Here is an 18,257-nt window from a genome sequence, read left to right as displayed (position 1 = left end):
AATACATGAAGATTCTGGTCACCGGCGCAAGCGGCTTCATTGGCGGGCGCTTTGCGCGTTTCGCCCTGGAGCAGGGCCTGGACGTGCGGGTCAACGGGCGACGTGCCGAAGGTGTGGAGCACCTGGTCAGGCGTGGCGCCGAGTTTATCCAGGGTGATCTGAATGACGCCGACCTGGTGCGACACCTGTGCCGCGATGTCGAAGCCGTGGTGCACTGCGCCGGCGCCGTCGGCTTGTGGGGCAAGTATCAGGACTTTTACCAAGGCAACGTGCAGGTCACCGAAAACGTCGTCGAAGCCTGCCTCAAGCAGCACGTCGGGCGTTTGGTGCACCTGTCATCGCCCTCCATCTACTTTGACGGCCGCGATCACCTGGGCCTGACCGAAGAGCAAGTGCCCAAGCGCTTCAAGCACCCTTATGCGGCCACCAAATACCTGGCCGAGCAGAAGGTGTTCGGAGCCCAGGAGTTCGGCCTTGAAGTGATTGCCTTGCGTCCGCGATTCGTCACGGGTGCCGGTGACATGAGCATCTTTCCGCGGCTGCTGAACATGCAGCGCAAGAACCGCCTGGCCATCGTCGGCGACGGCCTGAACAAGGTCGACTTCACCAGCGTGCACAACCTCAACGAAGCCTTGCTCAGCAGTTTGCTCGCGCCAGGCTCTGCGCTGGGCCGGGCCTACAACATCAGCAACGGCACGCCGGTGCCGGTGTGGGATGTGGTGAACTACGTGATGCGTCAAATGCAATTGCCCCAGGTGACGCGTTACCGTTCCTACGGTTTGTCCTACAGCGTGGCGGCGCTCAACGAAGCGTTTTGCGCGATGTGGCCCGGGCGACCGGAGCCGTCACTGTCGCGCCTGGGCATGCAAGTGATGAACAAAGATTTCACCCTCGACATCAGCCGCGCCAGGCATTATCTGGACTACGAGCCCAAAGTCAGCCTGTGGACCGCCCTCGACGAGTTCTGCAGTTGGTGGAAAGCCCAGGATCCGGGGTTCAAGTAAGCACACAAGCGGCAACACTTCGGGAACCGAATCTGGCGTTCCGGGTCGATCAGTGCGCCGGGAGCGCGGTTTATACTCCCGTCGCTCGCCACTTCACCGATTCAGGGTTGATACATGCGCAACGATGCTAAAGACGACTTCGACAACGTTCCCAGCCTGCGGGCAGATGTCGGGGATGACGATGATTTCGAACCAACCCCGGCCACCTCGGTGCGCTCGCGCAATACCAAGGTCGTCAAGGTCAAGAGCGCCAGCACCGGGCCTTTGTGGGCCTTGATCGGCGCGCTGCTGATCGCCTTTGCGGGCCTGGCCTGGTGGAGCTTCCAGCAGATCTCCCTGATGGGCCAGCAGTTGGTGGCCACCCAAGAAAGCTTCGCGCGCATCAGCGAGGAAGCGGCGGGGCGCCTGCAGGACATTTCCGGCAAGGTGGTGGCCAGCGAGGCCAGCGTCAACAACGGCAGCGAAGCGCTGAAACTGCAGATCAAGCAGCTTGAAAGCCAGTTGCTGGAGCAGGGCAAGCAGCAGGTCGGCGTGGCTGGGCAAGCCACCGAGTTGGATAAACGCCTGGCGCAAATGACCGCCAGCACCACCGACCTGTCCAACGCCAACAGCAAGCTGCAGGGCCAAGTGCAGGCGTTGACCGACGCCGTGGCGACGCTCAAGGCGGCGCAAGTTGACGCCAGCAAGCGCGATAACGAAATCAAGGAGCTCACTGCGGACGTGGCGGCCTTGAAGAAACAAGGCAATCCAAGCGCTGCCATCGCCCGTATCGAGCAGGACCTTGTGGTGCTCAAGAGCGCCCAGGACAACCAGCCGGCCAACAGCGATGCACCGACCAATAAAGAGTTCGACGTGTTCCGTATCCAGACCACGCGCAATATCACTACGCTGCAAAGCCAGGTGCAAAACCTGCAACGCCAGATCGCAACGCCGACGCAATAACCTTCAATCAGCCGAGCCACTCTGGCGGGGGGAGTGGCTCTTGTGGCGAGCATGCCTCGGGAAGCCCTATCTACTCGGCCGTCACGGGGGCCATCGGCGTGCCGACCATTGCTACGCGGGTTGAGACCTCCCAGTCCGCAAAGCTGGCATAGGAGACCACCCCATTATCGTGCAAGCGGTAGCGGGTACCTTGCTCGATGCCGGGCATAAGGTCTGCTTGCTGATAATCGGCAGCGATGGCGATCCATTTTATCGGCTGTTTATAGGTTAACAGCGCCTGCATTGGCCAAGCGCCGGCGAAACTCATGACAAGAGACACCACGATAGCGCCCGCCCAGTGTCTGATCATGCGTCCTGCGAACTCCTTCCGGCCAGACCGCATGAAGGCCTTAGCTGACCCATCAGGAAAGGCCATGGCTAACAGCCTGAAAATGTCGTCAATGATCGGAAACGTGGAAATATGGACGAGAACGCCTAACAGTATCGCCACTAAGGCATTGCCGAGAATAATGACAGAAGCAGCTATTAACCAAAGGCTGGGATAAATCAGTGCACTGACCACGCTGACCGTAATATCAAAGTCCTGTGCTGGAAGCTCCATGACGCTGGATACAAACCAGCGTGCCGGTATAAACGCAATAAAGAATATCGCGGTATGGGCTACAGTCAGGTACACCTTGCCGAAGGATGAAGCCCAGCGATGCTTGATGAAGTTGACCAAAAAGGTGAGGTAGCCGATGCCGAATAATCCACCGGCGCAGAGAATAAGTGTCTCGGTCAGCCACATCTTCTGGAATATTAGTTGAGCAACCAGCCCGGCAATGCCAAGTCCTAAACCAATATTATAAAATTTGTTGCCGGAAGAAAGCTTTGCCGTTGTGGTGTGTTGTTGCATGTCAGTCCTTTGTTTGCAGCTGCTGGGTGATGGGTTTCGACACTTGAAACGGGTGTGCCGGTGGTGACACGTTGCTCCGGGTGGGCATCATAAATACAATCGTGCGCTCATGGTTCGATGAGCGACCTGTAAAGCGGCGATTACGTCATTCGTTTTGCGCAAAAAAAGGAATTGATGCGAATGTCATTTGAAACAAAGCTGTCCGAATGCCGGATCTGGCTTCAAGCGCTGAAGCGCACTGTTGCAAAATTCACACTCTGTTTAGTTTTTGTTTATATTTTAGTAGGCCTGTCTGTCTGGTTTGAGTTGCCCGCGCCCATTACTTTCCTCAGCTTACTTTGCACGTTGCTTGTTCCTTTTGCTTTGATCATGATGCTGCTGACCGAAAATATTCTATATAAAAAACTTTCCAATACGGTCTGGGGCAAGGCTGTCATTGGCGTCGGAGTAACGTTCTACGGCGCATTGGCCTATATATGGGCCGCCGGCGAGGTGAACCAAGTGTTTGCCGAGGCGTCCGGAAATTTTCCCTGGGCGGTTACTGCTCTTGCTGTTGTATATTTTTTTAAGAATGTGGTGTTGGCGTTTGCGTTGGTATTACTGACGGGCATGATCTTCTACGTAACACTATGGCTCTTACTGGTGTTACTAAACGAAGAACAATTGGCCAAGGGTTTTTTCCGGAAACTGGGTAGCGGCATTTTACTGTTGCTAGGCGTCAGTATGCTCATGGGGACTGCGAGTGCTGTAACGTTGCAAGCACGGGAACTGGCCATACACGTGGCGTTGTATGCTGATTTCAGCAATAAGTACCATTGTGATGGCGCGGTTTTCAACGGTGTACGTCAAGTGGTGTTCTTACCGTCCGGCAGCGTCTTGCTAGCTGAAAAAGTCTCAAAAGAGCAGCAGCAAGTTGAATGGCGGTTTTCAAGGGTCAGGTGTGATGCGTGATGCGAAGCGTAAATGTCACCACTTGGTGACATTTCCCATCCCCTTCGTTACTTGCCGTCACCGCGCCCTTGTTTAGACTCCGGTCATCCCACAAAAAACAATAAGGGCCACCCATGACCACGCAACCACTGCCTGCCAGCAGTTGGCTGAAGGCGCCTGCCCACCACGCCTGGCTTGCGGCCGAGGGACAGCGCCTGCTGGCCTTCGCCAAGGCGTCGCGACTGCCCGACGGCTTTGGCAACCTCGACGACAAAGGCCAATTGCCGGCCGACGCCCACGCCGAAACCATGAACACTGCCCGCATGACTCACAGCTTCGCCATGGCCCACGCCTTGGGCTTGCCGGGGTATGCCGAGCTGGTTGCGCATGGCGTTGCAGCCCTCAGTGGCCCGCTGCGTGACAGTGAGCACGGTGGCTGGTTTGCCACGCCCCACGCCCTCGATGGCAACCGTGGCAAGGCCGCTTATCTGCACGCGTTTGTTGCCCTGGCCGCCAGCTCGGCGGTGGTAGCCGGTGCACCCGGTGCACAAAGCCTTCTGACTGACGCCGTCCATATCATCGACCAGTTTTTCTGGAGCGAGGAGGAGGGCGTGATGCTCGAATCGTTCGCCCAGGACTGGAGCGGTGTCGAAGCCTATCGCGGCGCCAACAGCAACATGCACGCCACTGAAGCCTTCCTCGCGCTGGCCGATGTCACCGGTGATACGCGCTGGCTGGACCGCGCCTTGCGCATCGTCGAGCGGGTTATCCACACCCACGCGGCCGGCAACCAGTTCATGGTGATCGAACATTTCGACACACACTGGCAACCCTTGCTCGGTTACAACGAAGACAACCCCGCCGACGGCTTCCGCCCCTACGGCATCACTCCCGGCCACGGATTTGAATGGGCGCGGCTGGTGCTGCACCTGGAAGCCGCGCGCCTGCATGCCGGGCTTGCCACCCCCGAGTGGCTGGTGACCGACGCCAAGGGCCTGTTCGCCAGCGCCTGCGAATACGCCTGGTCCGTGGATGGTGCCCCCGGCATCGTCTACACCCTCGACTGGAACCAGCGCCCGGTGGTGCGCGAACGCCTGCACTGGACCCACGCCGAAGCCAGCGCCGCAGCCCAGGCGTTGCTCAAACGCACCGGCGAGTTGCATTACGAAACCTGGTACCGGCGTTTCTGGGAGTTTTGCGAAACCCACTTCATCGACCGTATTCACGGTAGCTGGCACCACGAACTCAGCCCGCACAACCAACCCAGCAGCGTCATCTGGGGTGGCAAGCCCGACCTGTACCATGCCTGGCAAGCGGTATTGCTGCCTGCGCTGCCGTTGGCGCCAAGCATGGCCAGTGCCATCGGGGCTGGGCGCTATGTCACCAGTTGGTGACATTTGTCCATCCCTTTGTTACCTGCGCCTGAAAAATCCATGTTTAAACTCCGTGCAGCGCAAGCCTAAGACTTGCATGCATAACAACAAGAAAAGGTACTCAGATGAACGCGATTAATCGCCTCGCCGTTGCTATTTCCATTGCCTCGTTGTTTCCCCTCAGTGCATCTGCCGCCGACTCGAAAGGGACGGTTGAAGTTGTGCATTGGTGGACCTCGGGCGGTGAAAAGGCGGCTGTAGATGTCCTGAAGGCCCAAGTTGAGAAAGACGGTTTCGTCTGGAAAGACGGCGCCGTAGCAGGTGGCGGTGGCGCCACCGCCATGACCGTGCTGAAAAGCCGCGCGGTTGCTGGCAACCCGCCAGGCGTTGCCCAGATCAAAGGCCCCGACATCCAGGAATGGGCGTCCACTGGCCTGCTCGACACCGACGTGCTCAAAGACGTCGCCAAAGAAGAGAAGTGGGACTCCCTGCTCGACAAGAAAGTCTCCGACACCGTGAAGTATGAAGGTGACTACGTCGCCGTACCGGTCAACATCCACCGCGTTAACTGGCTGTGGATCAACCCGGAAGTCTTCAAGAAAGCCGGTATCACCAAGAACCCGACCACCCTCGAAGAATTCTACGCCGCCGGCGACAAGCTGAAAGCCGCAGGCTTCATTCCGCTCGCCCACGGTGGCCAGCCTTGGCAGGACAGCACCGTGTTTGAAGCGGTCGTTTTGTCGGTGATGGGTGCCGATGGCTATAAGAAAGCCCTGGTTGACCTGGATAACGGCGCGCTGACCGGTCCGGAAATGGTCAAGGCCCTGACCGAACTGAAAAAAGTCGCGACCTACATGGACGTCGACGGTAAAGGCCAGGACTGGAACCTCGAAGCGGGCAAGGTCATCAACGGCAAGGCCGGCATGCAGATCATGGGGGACTGGGCCAAGTCCGAATGGACCGCGGCCAAGAAAGTCGCTGGCAAGGACTACGAGTGCGTAGCCTTCCCAGGCACCGACAAAGCCTTCACCTACAACATCGACTCCCTGGCGGTGTTCAAGCAGAAAGACAAAGGCACGGCTGCTGGCCAGCAGGACATTGCCAAAGTCGTGCTGGGTGAGAACTTCCAGAAAGTGTTCAGCATCAACAAGGGTTCGATCCCTGTTCGCAACGACATGCTGAACAAAATGGATTCCTACGGCTTCGACTCCTGCGCCCAGACCGCTGCCAAGGACTTCCTGGCAGACGCCAAGACCGGCGGCCTGCAGCCAAGCATGGCGCACAACATGGCCACTACCCTGGCGGTGCAAGGTGCGTTCTTTGATGTCGTGACCAACTACATCAACGACCCGAAAGCCGATCCGGCCGACACCGCCAAGAAATTGGGCGCTGCGATCAAGTCTGCCAAGTAACGGTTGACCTTGTGGGGGACTCCCTAGCCCCCCACAAGGCTTGTTCCTGTAGTCCTTTTTCCCTGTACTGGATTTCCCCATGAGTTCTGTTGCTGTGTTCAGCAAAGCCTCGCCGTTCGATGCACTGCAGCGCTGGCTCCCCAAACTGGTGCTGGCGCCGAGCATGTTCATCGTGCTGGTGGGCTTCTACGGCTACATCCTGTGGACGTTTGTGCTGTCGTTCACCAATTCCACATTCCTGCCGACCTACAAATGGGCGGGCCTTGCGCAATACGCGCGGTTGTTCGACAACGACCGCTGGTGGGTAGCGAGCAAGAACCTGGCGGTGTTTGGCGGGATGTTCATCGGTATCACCCTGGTCATCGGCGTGACCCTGGCGATCTTCCTCGACCAGAAAATCCGTCGTGAAGGCTTCATTCGCACCATTTACCTGTACCCGATGGCGCTCTCGATGATCGTCACCGGTACCGCCTGGAAATGGCTGCTCAACCCAGGCATGGGCCTGGACAAACTCCTGCGTGACTGGGGCTGGGAAGGCTTCCGTCTCGACTGGCTGATCGACCCGGACCGCGTGGTCTACTGCCTGGTGATCGCCGCCGTCTGGCAAGCCTCGGGTTTCATCATGGCGATGTTCCTGGCTGGCCTGCGCGGTGTCGATCAATCGATCGTGCGCGCTGCACAGATCGATGGCGCGAGCCTGCCGCGCATCTACTGGAGCGTGGTGCTGCCAAGCCTGCGTCCGGTGTTCTTCAGTGCCGTGATGATCCTGGCGCACATTGCGATCAAGAGCTTCGACCTGGTAGCGGCGATGACCGCCGGCGGCCCAGGCTACTCGTCCGACCTGCCTGCGATGTTCATGTACTCGTTCACCTTCAGCCGTGGCCAGATGGGCATGGGTTCGGCCAGTGCCATCCTGATGCTCGGTGCGATCCTCGCGATCATCGTGCCTTACCTCTACTCCGAGCTGAGGACCAAACGTAATGACTAGTCTCGCCTCCAAATCACCCATCAGCCTGAGTCGCATCGCGATCTACGCGGTGCTGATCCTCGCCGTGCTGCTGTATCTGGTGCCGCTGGTGGTGATGCTGCTCACCAGCTTCAAGACCCCGGAAGACATCAGCTCCGGCAACCTGCTGAGCTGGCCGACCGTGGTCACCGGCATCGGCTGGGTCAAGGCCTGGGCCACGGTAGACGGTTACTTCTGGAACTCGATCAAGATCACCGTTCCGGCCGTACTGATCTCCACCGCCATCGGTGCGTTGAACGGTTATGTGCTGTCGTTCTGGCGCTTCAAAGGCTCGCAGCTGTTCTTCGGCCTGCTGTTGTTCGGCTGCTTCCTGCCGTTCCAGACCGTGCTGCTGCCGGCGTCGTTCACCCTGGGCAAGATGGGCCTGGCCAGCACCACCACCGGCCTGGTGTTCGTGCACGTGGTCTACGGCCTGGCGTTCACCACGCTGTTCTTCCGTAACTACTACGTGAGCATTCCGGATGCGCTGATCAAGGCCGCGCGGTTGGACGGTGCAGGTTTCTTCACCATCTTCCGTCAGATCATTCTGCCGATGTCGACCCCGATCATCATGGTCTGCCTGATCTGGCAGTTCACCCAGATCTGGAACGACTTCCTGTTCGGCGTGGTGTTCTCCAGTGGTGACTCCCAGCCCATCACCGTGGCGCTGAACAACCTGGTCAACACCAGCACCGGGGCCAAGGAATATAACGTGGATATGGCGGCGGCGATGATCGCCGGGCTGCCGACCCTGCTGGTCTATGTGATCGCAGGCAAGTATTTCGTGCGCGGCCTCACGGCCGGCGCGGTCAAGGGGTAATCATGGCTACGCTTGAACTTCGCAATGTAAACAAGACCTATGGCGCCGGCCTGCCCGACACCTTGAAGAACATCGAACTGTCGATCAAGGAAGGCGAATTCCTGATTCTGGTCGGCCCTTCGGGGTGCGGCAAATCCACGCTGATGAACTGCATCGCCGGGCTTGAGACCATCACCGGTGGCGCCATCATGATCGGCGACCAGGACGTCAGCGGCATGAGCCCCAAGGACCGTGACATCGCCATGGTGTTCCAGTCCTACGCGCTGTACCCGACCATGAGCGTGCGCGAGAACATCGAGTTCGGCCTCAAGATCCGCAAGATGCCCCAGGCCGATATCGACGCCGAAGTGGCGCGTGTGGCCAAGTTGCTGCAGATCGAACACCTGCTCAACCGCAAGCCTGGCCAACTCTCCGGCGGCCAGCAACAGCGCGTGGCCATGGGCCGTGCCCTGGCGCGTCGGCCGAAGATCTACCTGTTCGACGAACCGCTGTCCAACCTCGACGCCAAGCTGCGCGTCGAGATGCGTACCGAAATGAAGCTGATGCACCAGCGCCTCAAGACCACCACGGTCTACGTGACCCACGACCAGATCGAAGCGATGACCCTGGGCGACAAGGTTGCGGTGATGAAGGACGGCATCATCCAGCAATTCGGTACGCCGAAAGAAATCTACAACAACCCGGCCAACCAGTTCGTGGCGAGCTTTATCGGTTCGCCGCCGATGAACTTCGTGCCCCTGCGCCTGCAACGCAAGGACGGTCGCCTGGTGGCCCTGCTCGACAGCGGCCAGGCCCGTTGCGAACTGGCGCTGAACACCACCGATGCAGGTCTTGAAGACCGCGACGTGATCCTGGGCTTGCGTCCGGAGCAAATCATGTTGGCGTCGGGCGAGGACGACAGTGCGTCGAGCATCCGTGCCGAAGTGCAGGTCACCGAGCCGACCGGCCCGGACACCCTGGTGTTCGTGCAACTCAATGACACCAAGGTCTGCTGCCGCCTGGCACCCGACGTGGCACCGCAGGTGGGCGAGACCCTGACCCTGCAATTCGATCCTTCCAAGGTATTGCTGTTCGACGCCAACACCGGCGAGCGACTGGGCACTGCTTCTTCATTGCCCGCACAGGGGCATGCCGACAATGTGGCCCAATTCAAAGGCCGCTGAAGCAGATAAGTTGTTGTTTTAGATAAAAAAAGTAAACCGCGTTAGATAAAAACAGTTTAATAACAATAAAGACGAGGATGTAGGGATGAAAAAGCAACACAACAACACTCGGCTGATCTGCCAAATGTCAGCTGCAGCAGCCCTGGTTCTGTCCGCCAATGCGATGGCGGCCGATGCATTCAGTGCTGATTCGAAATGGATGACCGGCGACTGGGGTGGTGAGCGTACCAAGCTGATCGAGCAAGGTATCGACATCAAGGCTGACTACGTTGGGGAGATGGGCTACAACGCCAAAGGTGGGTACAACAACGACAAGACCGGTCGTTACTCCGATCAATTCGGTCTGGGCGTAGCACTGGACCTGCAAAAGTTGTGGGGTTGGGATAACACCCAAGCCAAGATCCAGTTGACCAACCGTAATGGCCAGAATATCTCCAATGACCGTATTGGCGACCCGCGTGCCGGCACCTTGAGTTCGTCTCAAGAAGTCTACGGCCGTGGCCACATGGTGCGTCTGACCCAGTTCTGGATCCAGCACCAGATGTTCGACAACAAGCTGGACGTGAAACTCGGTTACTTCGGCGAAGGCGAAGACTTCAACACCTTCCCGTGCGACTTCCAGAACCTGTCGTTCTGCGGCTCCCAGGTCGGCAACTATGTAAACACCTGGTACAACTGGCCCGTCAGCCAGGCCGCGATCCGCGTGAAGTACAACATCACACCTGAGCTGTATGCGCAAATCGGTGCGTACAACCAGAACCCGTCGCAGCTGGAGCACGGCAACGGCTTCAAACTCAGCGGCAGCGGCACCAAAGGCACCGTAATTCCGGTGGAATTGGTCTGGTCGCCGAAGGTCAACAACCTGCCGGGCGAATACCGTGTGGGTTACTACAAAAGTGCCGCCGATGCTTCGGACGTTCGTGAAGATATCAACGGCAACGATGCAGCGACCACTGGCGCGGCTTACCGTACCCGCAGCAGCAAGAAAGGCTACTGGTTCGTTGCCCAGCAGCAACTCACCACGCATAACGGCGATGCTTCCCGCGGCCTGAACATCGCGGCCAACGCCACCTTCCACGACAAGGAAACCAACCTGGTCGACAACTATCAGTCGATCATGCTGGTGTACAAAGGGCCATTCGACGCGCGTCCAAAAGATGACGTCGGTATCGGCGTCGCTCGCCTGCACGTCAACGATGACGTGAAGAAGAACTCTGAGCTGCTCAACGCCGCCAATGGTGTAAGTGACTACGATAACCCGCTGTACACGCCGATCCGTGAGACTGAATACAACGTTGAACTCAACTACGGTTTCCACGTCACCAACTGGCTGACCGTGCGTCCAAACCTGCAATACGTCGTGCAGCCTGGCGGCGTGGATAAAGTCGACAACGCGTTGGTAGCCGGCCTGAAAATTCAGTCTACGTTCTAACGTTGTTGCGATAAGCTCCTTCTCTCTGTGCGCATTTTGCGGGTAGCCATGGCTACCCGCTTTTTTTGGGCAGCACCGTGAAGACATTCAGGACTGTGGCACATGCATGAGCAACCGCTGCAACGCTTTTTCAAATCCCTGCGCGAGCGTCCGGTGTTCGCCTGGGAACGCTTCCAGATGCGTGACGTGTTGGTGATCGACCATCCGCTGTGCCAGGCGGTGTTCAGCCGCCAGGGCGCGCAATTGCTGCACTTTCAGCCTACCGGTCAAAAGCCTTGGCTGTGGTGTGCAGCCAAGTGGCCGCAAGTGGGCGCCATCCGGGGCGGCATACCGGTGTGCTGGCCGTGGTATGGCCGTCACCCGAGCGAAAATGCCTGGCCCTCCCATGGCTGGGCGCGGCTGATCGACTGGAAACTGCTCGACAGCAGCACCAGCGACGACGGCGTACGCCTGCACTGGCAATTGCAGTTGTGTGACTGGCAAGTGGACCTGCATGCGCACCTGGGCGAAACCCTGGAATTGCGCTTGAGTACCGAGCATCAGGACGAGCTGCCGTGCCAATTGAGCCACGCTTTGCATGCTTACTGGCGTATTGGTCACGTTGATGAGGTAGCGCTGTCTGGGCTTGAGGGCGCGCAAGGTTACGACCAGCTCAATCGCCAGGTTTGCCAGCAGGAAGGCGAGCTACGCGTGGAAGGTGGTTGCCAGCGGGTGTTCCAGCATGACGGCGAATTGCAGCTCAAGGACCATGCCTGGCAGCGTGAATTGTGCATTGATACGGGCGACAGCGCCGACACCGTGGTGTGGCATCCGGGCAGCCGGCCGCTGTTGGGCGTGAGCTTCAACGAGGCATCGGGGTTTGTGTGCGTGGAGTCGGCGATGGCCGGGGCCAGCCTGGCGCCGGGAGAGAGGGCGCATCTTAGCCTGCAGGCGCGGGCTGGGGTTTAGCGGTGCTGGTCTCTGTGGCGAGGGAGCTTGCTCCCGCTGGGCTGCGAAGCAGCCCCAATAAGGTCACCGCATTCTTTCAGTAAGGACTCGGTTGCCTGATTTAGGGCCGCTTCGCGCCCCAGCGGGAGCAAGCTCCCTCGCCACAGGGGGAGCGTTATTAGTTGAACTCATCCCCCACCGGATACCGACTGTCATTCAAGCTCTCTTTGATCTTGCGCAAATGCGGCTGGAAATCCACGCCACGGCGCAAGGTCATGCCGGTTGCCAGTACATCCAGCACCGTCAATTGGATGATCCGCGAGGTCATCGGCATGTAGATGTCAGTGTCTTCCGGCAACGGAATGTTCAGGCTCACCGTACTGGCCTTGGCCAGCGGTGAGTTCTCGGCGGTCACGCCCAGCACGGATGCACCGTTTTCCCGCGCGATGCGCGCCACTTCCACCAGCTCACGGGTGCGCCCGGTGTAGGAAATGATCACGAACAACTCGCCCGTGTGCGCCACCGAGGCGATCATGCGCTGCATCAGCACATCGGCATGCGCCGTCACTGCCAGGTTGAAGCGGAAGAACTTGTGCAGCGCATCCATCGCCACCGGGGCCGAGGCGCCCAGGCCGAAGAAGTGGATCTGCCGCGCCTGGATCAACAGGTCCACGGCTTTGCTGATCAAGTTCGGGTCCAGCGCCTGGCAGGCACTGTCCAGGGACGCAATGGCACTGCCAAAGATCTTCTGCGTGTAAGCCTCCGGGTTATCATCGGCCTCCACTGCACGGCTGACATACGCGGCACCACTGGCCAGGCTTTGCGCCAACTGCAATTTCAGCTCAGGGTAACCGCTCACGCCGAACGAACGGCAGAAACGGTTGACCGTCGGTTCACTGACCGAGGCAGCCTGGGCGAGGGCGGCGATAGAGAAGCGGGTCGCCTGCTGCGGGTTGAGCAGGATGACCTCGGCGACTTTTTTCTCAGCCTTGTTCAATTCTTCGAGGCGGTTCCGGATCTGTTCCAGAAGATTTCGCACGCGGTCCATTCAGTCTTTCCTTCGGGCGACGATGCAAATAAAAAGGTGGCAGCCAATCGACGAGTGGCCTTTTGCGGTGGCCTATCCTACTGAGGGTAGCTGAACACCACCACTCGGAATGCGTATTTCGGGAAAATGTTGTGGTTATTACTACATTTTTCCTTGAGTGATGCCTTGAAAAAAGGTATTTGTAGCTTAACTTGATAAAAGAACAAACATCATGCCTTCGATAACCGTAGAACCCTGCACCTTTGCCCTGTTTGGCGCCTTGGGTGATCTGGCGCTGCGCAAGTTATTTCCTGCCCTCTATCAACTCGATGGCGCCGGACTGCTGCACGACGATACGCGCATCCTGGCCCTGGCCCGTGAAGCCGGTTCCGAGCAACAGCACCTGGCCCATATCGAACACGCCCTGCGCGAATTCGTCGGCAAGGAGCTGGACGAAGCCATTGCCCAGCGTTTCCTGGCACGCCTCACTTATGTGCACGTCGATTTCCTGAAGGCCGATGACTACGTGGCCCTGGCGGACATCGCCGGCACCGAGCAACGCCTGATTGCCTACTTCGCCACCCCGGCGGCGGTGTATGGCGCGATCTGCGAGAACCTGTCCAAGGTCGGCCTGGCGGAAAACACCCGCGTGGTGCTGGAAAAACCCATCGGTTCGGACCTGGAGTCCTCGCGCAAGGTCAACGACGCCGTGGCGCAGTTTTTCCCGGAAAACCGCACCTACCGCATCGACCACTACCTGGGCAAAGAGACGGTCCAGAACCTGATCGCCCTGCGTTTCGCCAACAGCCTGTTCGAAACCCAGTGGAACCAGAACTACATCTCCCACGTGGAAATCACCGTGGCCGAGCAGGTCGGTATCGAAGGCCGTTGGGGCTATTTCGACAAGGCCGGCCAGCTGCGGGACATGATCCAGAACCACCTGCTGCAGCTGCTGTGCCTGATCGCCATGGACCCGCCGGCCGACTTGTCCGCCGACAGCATCCGCGACGAGAAGGTCAAGGTGCTCAAGGCCCTGGCGCCGATCAGCCCGGACGGCCTGACCACCCAGGTGGTGCGCGGCCAGTACATCGCTGGCTACAGCGCCGGCAAACCGGTGCCGGGTTACCTGGAAGAAGAGAACTCCAACACCCAGAGCGACACCGAGACCTTCGTCGCCCTGCGTGCCGATATCCGCAACTGGCGTTGGGCCGGGGTGCCGTTCTACCTGCGTACCGGCAAGCGCATGCCGCAAAAGCTGTCGCAGATTGTTATCCACTTCAAGGAACCGTCCCACTATATCTTCGCCCCGGAGCAGCGCCTGCAGATCAGCAACAAACTGATCATCCGCCTGCAACCGGACGAAGGTATTTCCTTGCGCGTGATGACCAAGGAGCAGGGCCTGGACAAGGGCATGCAACTGCGCAGCGGCCCGCTGCAACTGAATTTTTCCGACACCTACCGCAGCGCCCGTATCCCGGATGCCTACGAGCGGTTGTTGCTGGAAGTGATGCGCGGCAACCAGAACCTGTTTGTTCGCAAAGATGAAATCGAAGCCGCGTGGAAGTGGTGTGACCAGTTGATCGCCGGGTGGAAGAAATCCGGTGATGCGCCCAAGCCGTACGCGGCGGGGTCCTGGGGGCCGATGAGCTCCATTGCACTGATCACGCGGGATGGGAGGTCGTGGTATGGCGATATCTGATTTGAAACTGCCCCAGGGCGTAACTCCCCACGAGTACCGCACGTCGGTGCTGTTGGCGGAAGGCCTGGCGACTGACGTGGCCGAGCAACTGCGCACGGCCATCAGCGCCCGTGGCGAGGCGACCCTGGTGGTCTCCGGTGGCCGCAGCCCGGTGGCGTTTTTCCAGCACCTGGCCAAGCAGGGCCTGCATTGGTCCAAGGTCACCATCACCCTGGCAGACGAGCGCTGGGTGCCGGTGGAGCACGCCGACAGCAATGCCGGTTTGCTCAAGCAGCATCTGCTGCAAGGTCCGGCGGCCAAGGCCAAGTTCTTGAGCCTGTACAGCGCTGCGGCCAACCTTGAAGACGCTGCCGAGCAGGCCGATCGCCTGCTGGGCGAATTGCCAGCCATTGATGTGCTGGTGCTGGGCATGGGCGATGACGGCCACACCGCGTCGCTGTTCCCCAACAGCCCGAACCTCGCCGAAGCGCTGAAGGCCGACGGTACCCGCCGTTGCTGGCCGATGCTGGCGCCGACCGTGCCGCACCAACGCCTGACCATGAGTCGCGCATTGCTGGCCACGGCGAACTACACCGTGCTGTCGATCTCCGGCAGTTCGAAATTGACCACCTTGAGCGCTGCGCTGGCCAGTGACGACGTCGCTGCCATGCCGATTCGCGCGTTTCTGCAACCTACATTAGAGATTTACTGGTGCCCATGAGCCAAGGATCAGCCGCTATGAAAAGCCCTCAACCGACCGTGTCCATGGCGGATAAAGTTGCCTTGATCGACAGCCTCTGCGCCAAGGCGCGGATCCTGCCGGTGATCACCATCGCCCGCGAACAGGACATCCTTCCGCTGGCCGATGCCCTGGCAGCCGGTGGTTTGACCGCATTGGAAGTGACCCTGCGTTCCGAGTTCGGCCTCAAGGCCATTCAGGTCCTGCGCGAGCAACGCCCTGAACTGTGCACCGGTGCCGGCACCGTGCTCGACCGTCACATGCTTGAAGCCGCCGAAGTGGCTGGCTCGCAGTTCATCGTCACCCCAGGCATCACCCGCGACCTGCTGGAAGCCTCGGTACACAGCCCGATCCCGCTGCTGCCGGGCATCAGCAATGCCTCGGGCATCATGGAGGGTTATGGCCTGGGCTATCGCCGCTTCAAACTGTTCCCGGCCGAAGTCAGCGGCGGCGTGGCTGCGATCAAGGCCCTGGGTGGCCCGTTCGGCGAAGTGAAATTCTGCCCGACCGGCGGCGTCGGCCCGGCCAACATCAAAAACTACATGGCGTTGAAAAACGTGATGTGTGTGGGCGGTAGCTGGATGCTCGACCCTGAGTGGGTCAAGAACGGCGACTGGGCTCGCATCCAGGAAGTCACCGCCGAGGCGCTGGCGCTGCTGGATTGATCTGATTTACCGAATCGTTGTTGCTGTGCTTAACGGCATTTTTGCGGTGCACTTGGTCGGTGTACCGCTTTTTTTTGCCTGTTGAAAACGCGCCTAGCCGACGCTCAACTCGGTGATGGCTTTGACCAGCACGGCTATCTCCGCTGCCTGCGTCACCAACCCTGGCGTCACCCGGATACAGGTGCCAAACGACGCACCCACACGCGTCGTGGTAAACAGGTTGTAGTCCTTGAGCAAACGCTCCGTCATCACCTGCTGATCCTTCCCAATGAACTTGAACGCCGTAATCCCGCAATACAAGCGTGGATCGTCCGGCGTCAGCACCTCGATCCCCGGCAATGCCTGTACCTGGCTGACCCACAAGTCCCGCAAGTAATTCACTCGCGCGCCCTTGGCCGCCGCGCTGCCCAGTTGCCGATGTTCTTCAAGCACCAGCGGCAAGGTCATCAGCGCCGGGAAATTCGGCGTGCTGTAGGGCGTACGTGCGCGAACGTCGGTGGCGGGGTAGTGGAATTCGCCCATGTCCGGGTCGATGTCGGCCAGGCGCTCGGGAGCGATGTACAGGAAGCCCAAGGTCAGTGGGGCGCCAATCCATTTGTGCAGGTTGAAGCCGGCAAATTGGATACCCAGTTCGGCCAGGTTGAATTCGATCTGGCCCAGGGCATGGGCGCCATCGAGGACCACATCGATACCCTGCTCGCGCGCCGCCTGGGCAATCGCGGCCACGGGCATGACCAGCCCGGTGCGGTGGGTCACGTGGGTCAGTGCCATCAGCTTTAAGCGTGGGTACTGCACGAATGCATCGCGGTACGTCTGTACCAGGCTGTCGAAACTCGCCGGGTGCGTGTGGGACAGTTCGATGACTTCCACGCCGCGATAGCCCGCCAGCCAGCGCATAGCGCCTTTCACGGTGTCGTACTCGAGATCGCTGATCAGCACCTGATCGCCTGGTTGCAGGCGGTTGTAGTTGCGGATCAGCGATTGCAGGGCTTCGGTGGCATTGCGGGTGAAGGCGATGGTGGCGGGGTCGGCATCGATCAGCCCGGCCAGTTGGCGGCGGATCGCCTCGTTTTCACCGCGCTCGAAGTGCTGGCGTACATGCAGCGAGTTGCTGCGGTTGATAAACGCCACGTGTTCCAGGTACTGCGCCTGTACCGCTTGGCTCATGCGGCCGAAGTAACCGTTTTCCAGGTTGATCGGGCCGGGCTCCAGCGCATAGCGCTGGGCGATGGTGTGCCAGTGGTTTTCGTTGTCTGCATTCCTTGGCATGGCATGACTCTTTAATGGCGGGGGGCAGGTTTGCCGTGTTTGGCGCGCAGCGGTTCGAGCAATTCAGACAAGCCGTTGCTGTCGATTTCCTGCATCAGGGCCAGCAGCCCCCCGAGCTCGCCGTGGGGGAAACCTTCGCGGGCAAACCAGTTCAGGTACGGGCCGGGCAGGTCAGCGATGATCCGTCCCTTGTATTTGCCGAAGGGCATTTCGCGGGTGATCAGCAGTTCGAGTTTTTCGGGATTCATGAAGGCTCAGGTGTGTGTATCGAGACTTTGGAAAATACAGGCATTCTGCATGAAGGCCAAATGACAGATCATGCAAATAACGTACATACAGATGGTTCAATTTATCGTAACTAATTGAAATTAAAGGATAAGTTGTTTTGTTAAAACCTGGCACGGGCGCTGCAACCATTAAGACAACCTTCTAACCCGTACAAGGAATTGAAAAATGACTGACATCAATAAAGAATCGATCTCCGTACTGAACGACCTGATCGAGACCAGCATCGACGGCCAAAAGGGTTTCAAGGAGTGCGCTGAAGACATCAAGCACCCAGAACTCAAAGCCCTGTTTGCCAAGCGTTCTGCCGACTGCGCCACCGCCGCCGCTGAACTGAAAACCGCCGTACGTGCCTTGGGCGGTGATCCGGAAGATTCCGGCAGCGTGGCCGGTGCACTGCATCGCGGCTGGGTCGACGTCAAGTCGATGCTCACCGGGAAGGATGAAGAAGCGGTGCTGAACGAAGCCGAGCGCGGTGAAGACCACGCCCTGAAGGCTTATAAAGAAGCGATCGAGAAGATCAACAAGCACAACCTGCTGGGCATTCGTGACCTGGTTGAGCGTCAGTACCACGGTGTACAGCGCAACCACGACCAAGTGAAAGCCCTGCGTAACCAGGCTCGCGCTCAGTCTTGAGTCGTCGCTGAATAGAAAAAGCCCCGCCGATGCGGGGCTTTTTTATGCGTCAGG

Annotated in this window: 18 protein-coding genes; 14 read left to right on the top strand and 4 right to left on the bottom strand. The window is 59.1% G+C overall.

Going from position 1 to position 18,257, the window contains the following annotated elements:
* Window positions 1-5 precede the first annotated feature (5 nt).
* Window positions 6-1,004: an NAD-dependent epimerase/dehydratase family protein gene (locus tag OZ428_RS26705; protein ID WP_177111154.1), complete on the top strand. Its 999-nt coding sequence runs from the start codon at window positions 6-8 to the stop codon at window positions 1,002-1,004.
* A 114-nt stretch (window positions 1,005-1,118) separates the two neighbouring features.
* On the top strand, window positions 1,119-1,946 hold the full coding sequence (locus tag OZ428_RS26700; protein ID WP_269131847.1) for an ATPase: 828 nt from the start codon (window positions 1,119-1,121) through the stop codon (window positions 1,944-1,946).
* A gap of 70 nt (window positions 1,947-2,016) precedes the next feature.
* On the opposite strand, the gene OZ428_RS26695 is transcribed toward OZ428_RS26700, so the two are convergent.
* Window positions 2,017-2,841 (bottom strand): hypothetical protein, encoded by an 825-nt coding sequence (locus tag OZ428_RS26695; protein ID WP_269131846.1) that lies wholly within the window; start codon window positions 2,839-2,841, stop codon window positions 2,017-2,019.
* A gap of 180 nt (window positions 2,842-3,021) precedes the next feature.
* On the opposite strand from OZ428_RS26695, the gene OZ428_RS26690 reads away from it, so the two are divergent.
* The 8 genes from OZ428_RS26690 to OZ428_RS26655 all read left to right on the top strand — a co-directional run bounded on the left by OZ428_RS26690 (window position 3,022) and on the right by OZ428_RS26655 (window position 11,925).
* A complete protein-coding gene (locus tag OZ428_RS26690) occupies window positions 3,022-3,792 on the top strand; it encodes a hypothetical protein (RefSeq protein ID WP_269131844.1) in 771 nt (256 codons plus the stop codon).
* A gap of 113 nt (window positions 3,793-3,905) precedes the next feature.
* A complete protein-coding gene (locus OZ428_RS26685) occupies window positions 3,906-5,165 on the top strand; it encodes a D-mannose isomerase (RefSeq protein WP_269131843.1) in 1,260 nt (419 codons plus the stop codon).
* 104 nt (window positions 5,166-5,269) lie between these two features.
* Window positions 5,270-6,556, top strand: a complete 1,287-nt coding sequence (locus OZ428_RS26680; protein WP_269131842.1) for an ABC transporter substrate-binding protein — start codon at window positions 5,270-5,272, stop codon at window positions 6,554-6,556.
* 79 nt (window positions 6,557-6,635) lie between these two features.
* A complete protein-coding gene (locus OZ428_RS26675; protein ID WP_033896325.1) occupies window positions 6,636-7,544 on the top strand; it encodes a carbohydrate ABC transporter permease in 909 nt (302 codons plus the stop codon).
* Complete coding sequence (locus tag OZ428_RS26670) at window positions 7,537-8,382, top strand: carbohydrate ABC transporter permease (RefSeq protein ID WP_016975397.1); 846 nt, start codon at window positions 7,537-7,539, stop codon at window positions 8,380-8,382. Before OZ428_RS26675 ends, OZ428_RS26670 begins: the two co-directional genes overlap by 8 nt.
* Window positions 8,383-8,384: 2 nt before the next feature.
* Window positions 8,385-9,545 carry an ABC transporter ATP-binding protein gene (locus OZ428_RS26665; RefSeq protein ID WP_269131841.1) on the top strand — a complete coding sequence of 387 codons (1,161 nt, stop codon included), beginning with the start codon at window positions 8,385-8,387 and terminating at the stop codon, window positions 9,543-9,545.
* A gap of 85 nt (window positions 9,546-9,630) precedes the next feature.
* On the top strand, window positions 9,631-10,977 hold the full coding sequence (locus OZ428_RS26660; protein WP_016975394.1) for a carbohydrate porin: 1,347 nt from the start codon (window positions 9,631-9,633) through the stop codon (window positions 10,975-10,977).
* 102 nt (window positions 10,978-11,079) lie between these two features.
* Window positions 11,080-11,925, top strand: coding sequence for a D-hexose-6-phosphate mutarotase (locus OZ428_RS26655; protein ID WP_061449337.1), 846 nt, complete (start codon window positions 11,080-11,082; stop codon window positions 11,923-11,925).
* 157 nt (window positions 11,926-12,082) lie between these two features.
* On the opposite strand, the gene OZ428_RS26650 is transcribed toward OZ428_RS26655, so the two are convergent.
* A complete protein-coding gene (locus tag OZ428_RS26650; RefSeq protein WP_174555598.1) occupies window positions 12,083-12,943 on the bottom strand; it encodes a MurR/RpiR family transcriptional regulator in 861 nt (286 codons plus the stop codon).
* A gap of 220 nt (window positions 12,944-13,163) precedes the next feature.
* On the opposite strand from OZ428_RS26650, the gene zwf reads away from it, so the two are divergent.
* From zwf to OZ428_RS26635, 3 genes are read left to right on the top strand one after another with little or no spacing between them, the layout of a single operon-like run.
* On the top strand, window positions 13,164-14,630 hold the full coding sequence (gene zwf, locus OZ428_RS26645; protein ID WP_033896321.1) for a glucose-6-phosphate dehydrogenase: 1,467 nt from the start codon (window positions 13,164-13,166) through the stop codon (window positions 14,628-14,630).
* The gene (pgl, locus tag OZ428_RS26640; RefSeq protein WP_269131840.1) at window positions 14,617-15,330 is read left to right on the top strand and encodes a 6-phosphogluconolactonase; all 714 of its coding nucleotides are present in this window, start codon (window positions 14,617-14,619) and stop codon (window positions 15,328-15,330) included. Before zwf ends, pgl begins: the two co-directional genes overlap by 14 nt.
* A gap of 17 nt (window positions 15,331-15,347) precedes the next feature.
* Window positions 15,348-16,013, top strand: coding sequence for a bifunctional 4-hydroxy-2-oxoglutarate aldolase/2-dehydro-3-deoxy-phosphogluconate aldolase (locus OZ428_RS26635; protein WP_025858441.1), 666 nt, complete (start codon window positions 15,348-15,350; stop codon window positions 16,011-16,013).
* 93 nt (window positions 16,014-16,106) lie between these two features.
* On the opposite strand, the gene OZ428_RS26630 is transcribed toward OZ428_RS26635, so the two are convergent.
* Both OZ428_RS26630 and OZ428_RS26625 read right to left on the bottom strand, forming a co-directional pair.
* Complete coding sequence (locus OZ428_RS26630) at window positions 16,107-17,282, bottom strand: aminotransferase class V-fold PLP-dependent enzyme (RefSeq protein ID WP_269131839.1); 1,176 nt, start codon at window positions 17,280-17,282, stop codon at window positions 16,107-16,109.
* An 11-nt stretch (window positions 17,283-17,293) separates the two neighbouring features.
* A complete protein-coding gene (locus OZ428_RS26625) occupies window positions 17,294-17,530 on the bottom strand; it encodes a DUF3820 family protein (RefSeq protein ID WP_010208204.1) in 237 nt (78 codons plus the stop codon).
* A gap of 205 nt (window positions 17,531-17,735) precedes the next feature.
* Here OZ428_RS26625 and OZ428_RS26620 point away from each other — a divergent pair, with 205 nt between their 5' ends.
* Window positions 17,736-18,203 (top strand): ferritin-like domain-containing protein, encoded by a 468-nt coding sequence (locus OZ428_RS26620; protein ID WP_010208206.1) that lies wholly within the window; start codon window positions 17,736-17,738, stop codon window positions 18,201-18,203.
* Window positions 18,204-18,257: the final 54 nt, after the last annotated feature.

This window comes from Pseudomonas sp. GXZC, assembly GCF_026967615.1.
GTDB lineage: Bacteria > Pseudomonadota > Gammaproteobacteria > Pseudomonadales > Pseudomonadaceae > Aquipseudomonas > Aquipseudomonas azotoformans_A.
This window is presented reverse-complemented; position numbering and strand designations above follow the sequence as displayed.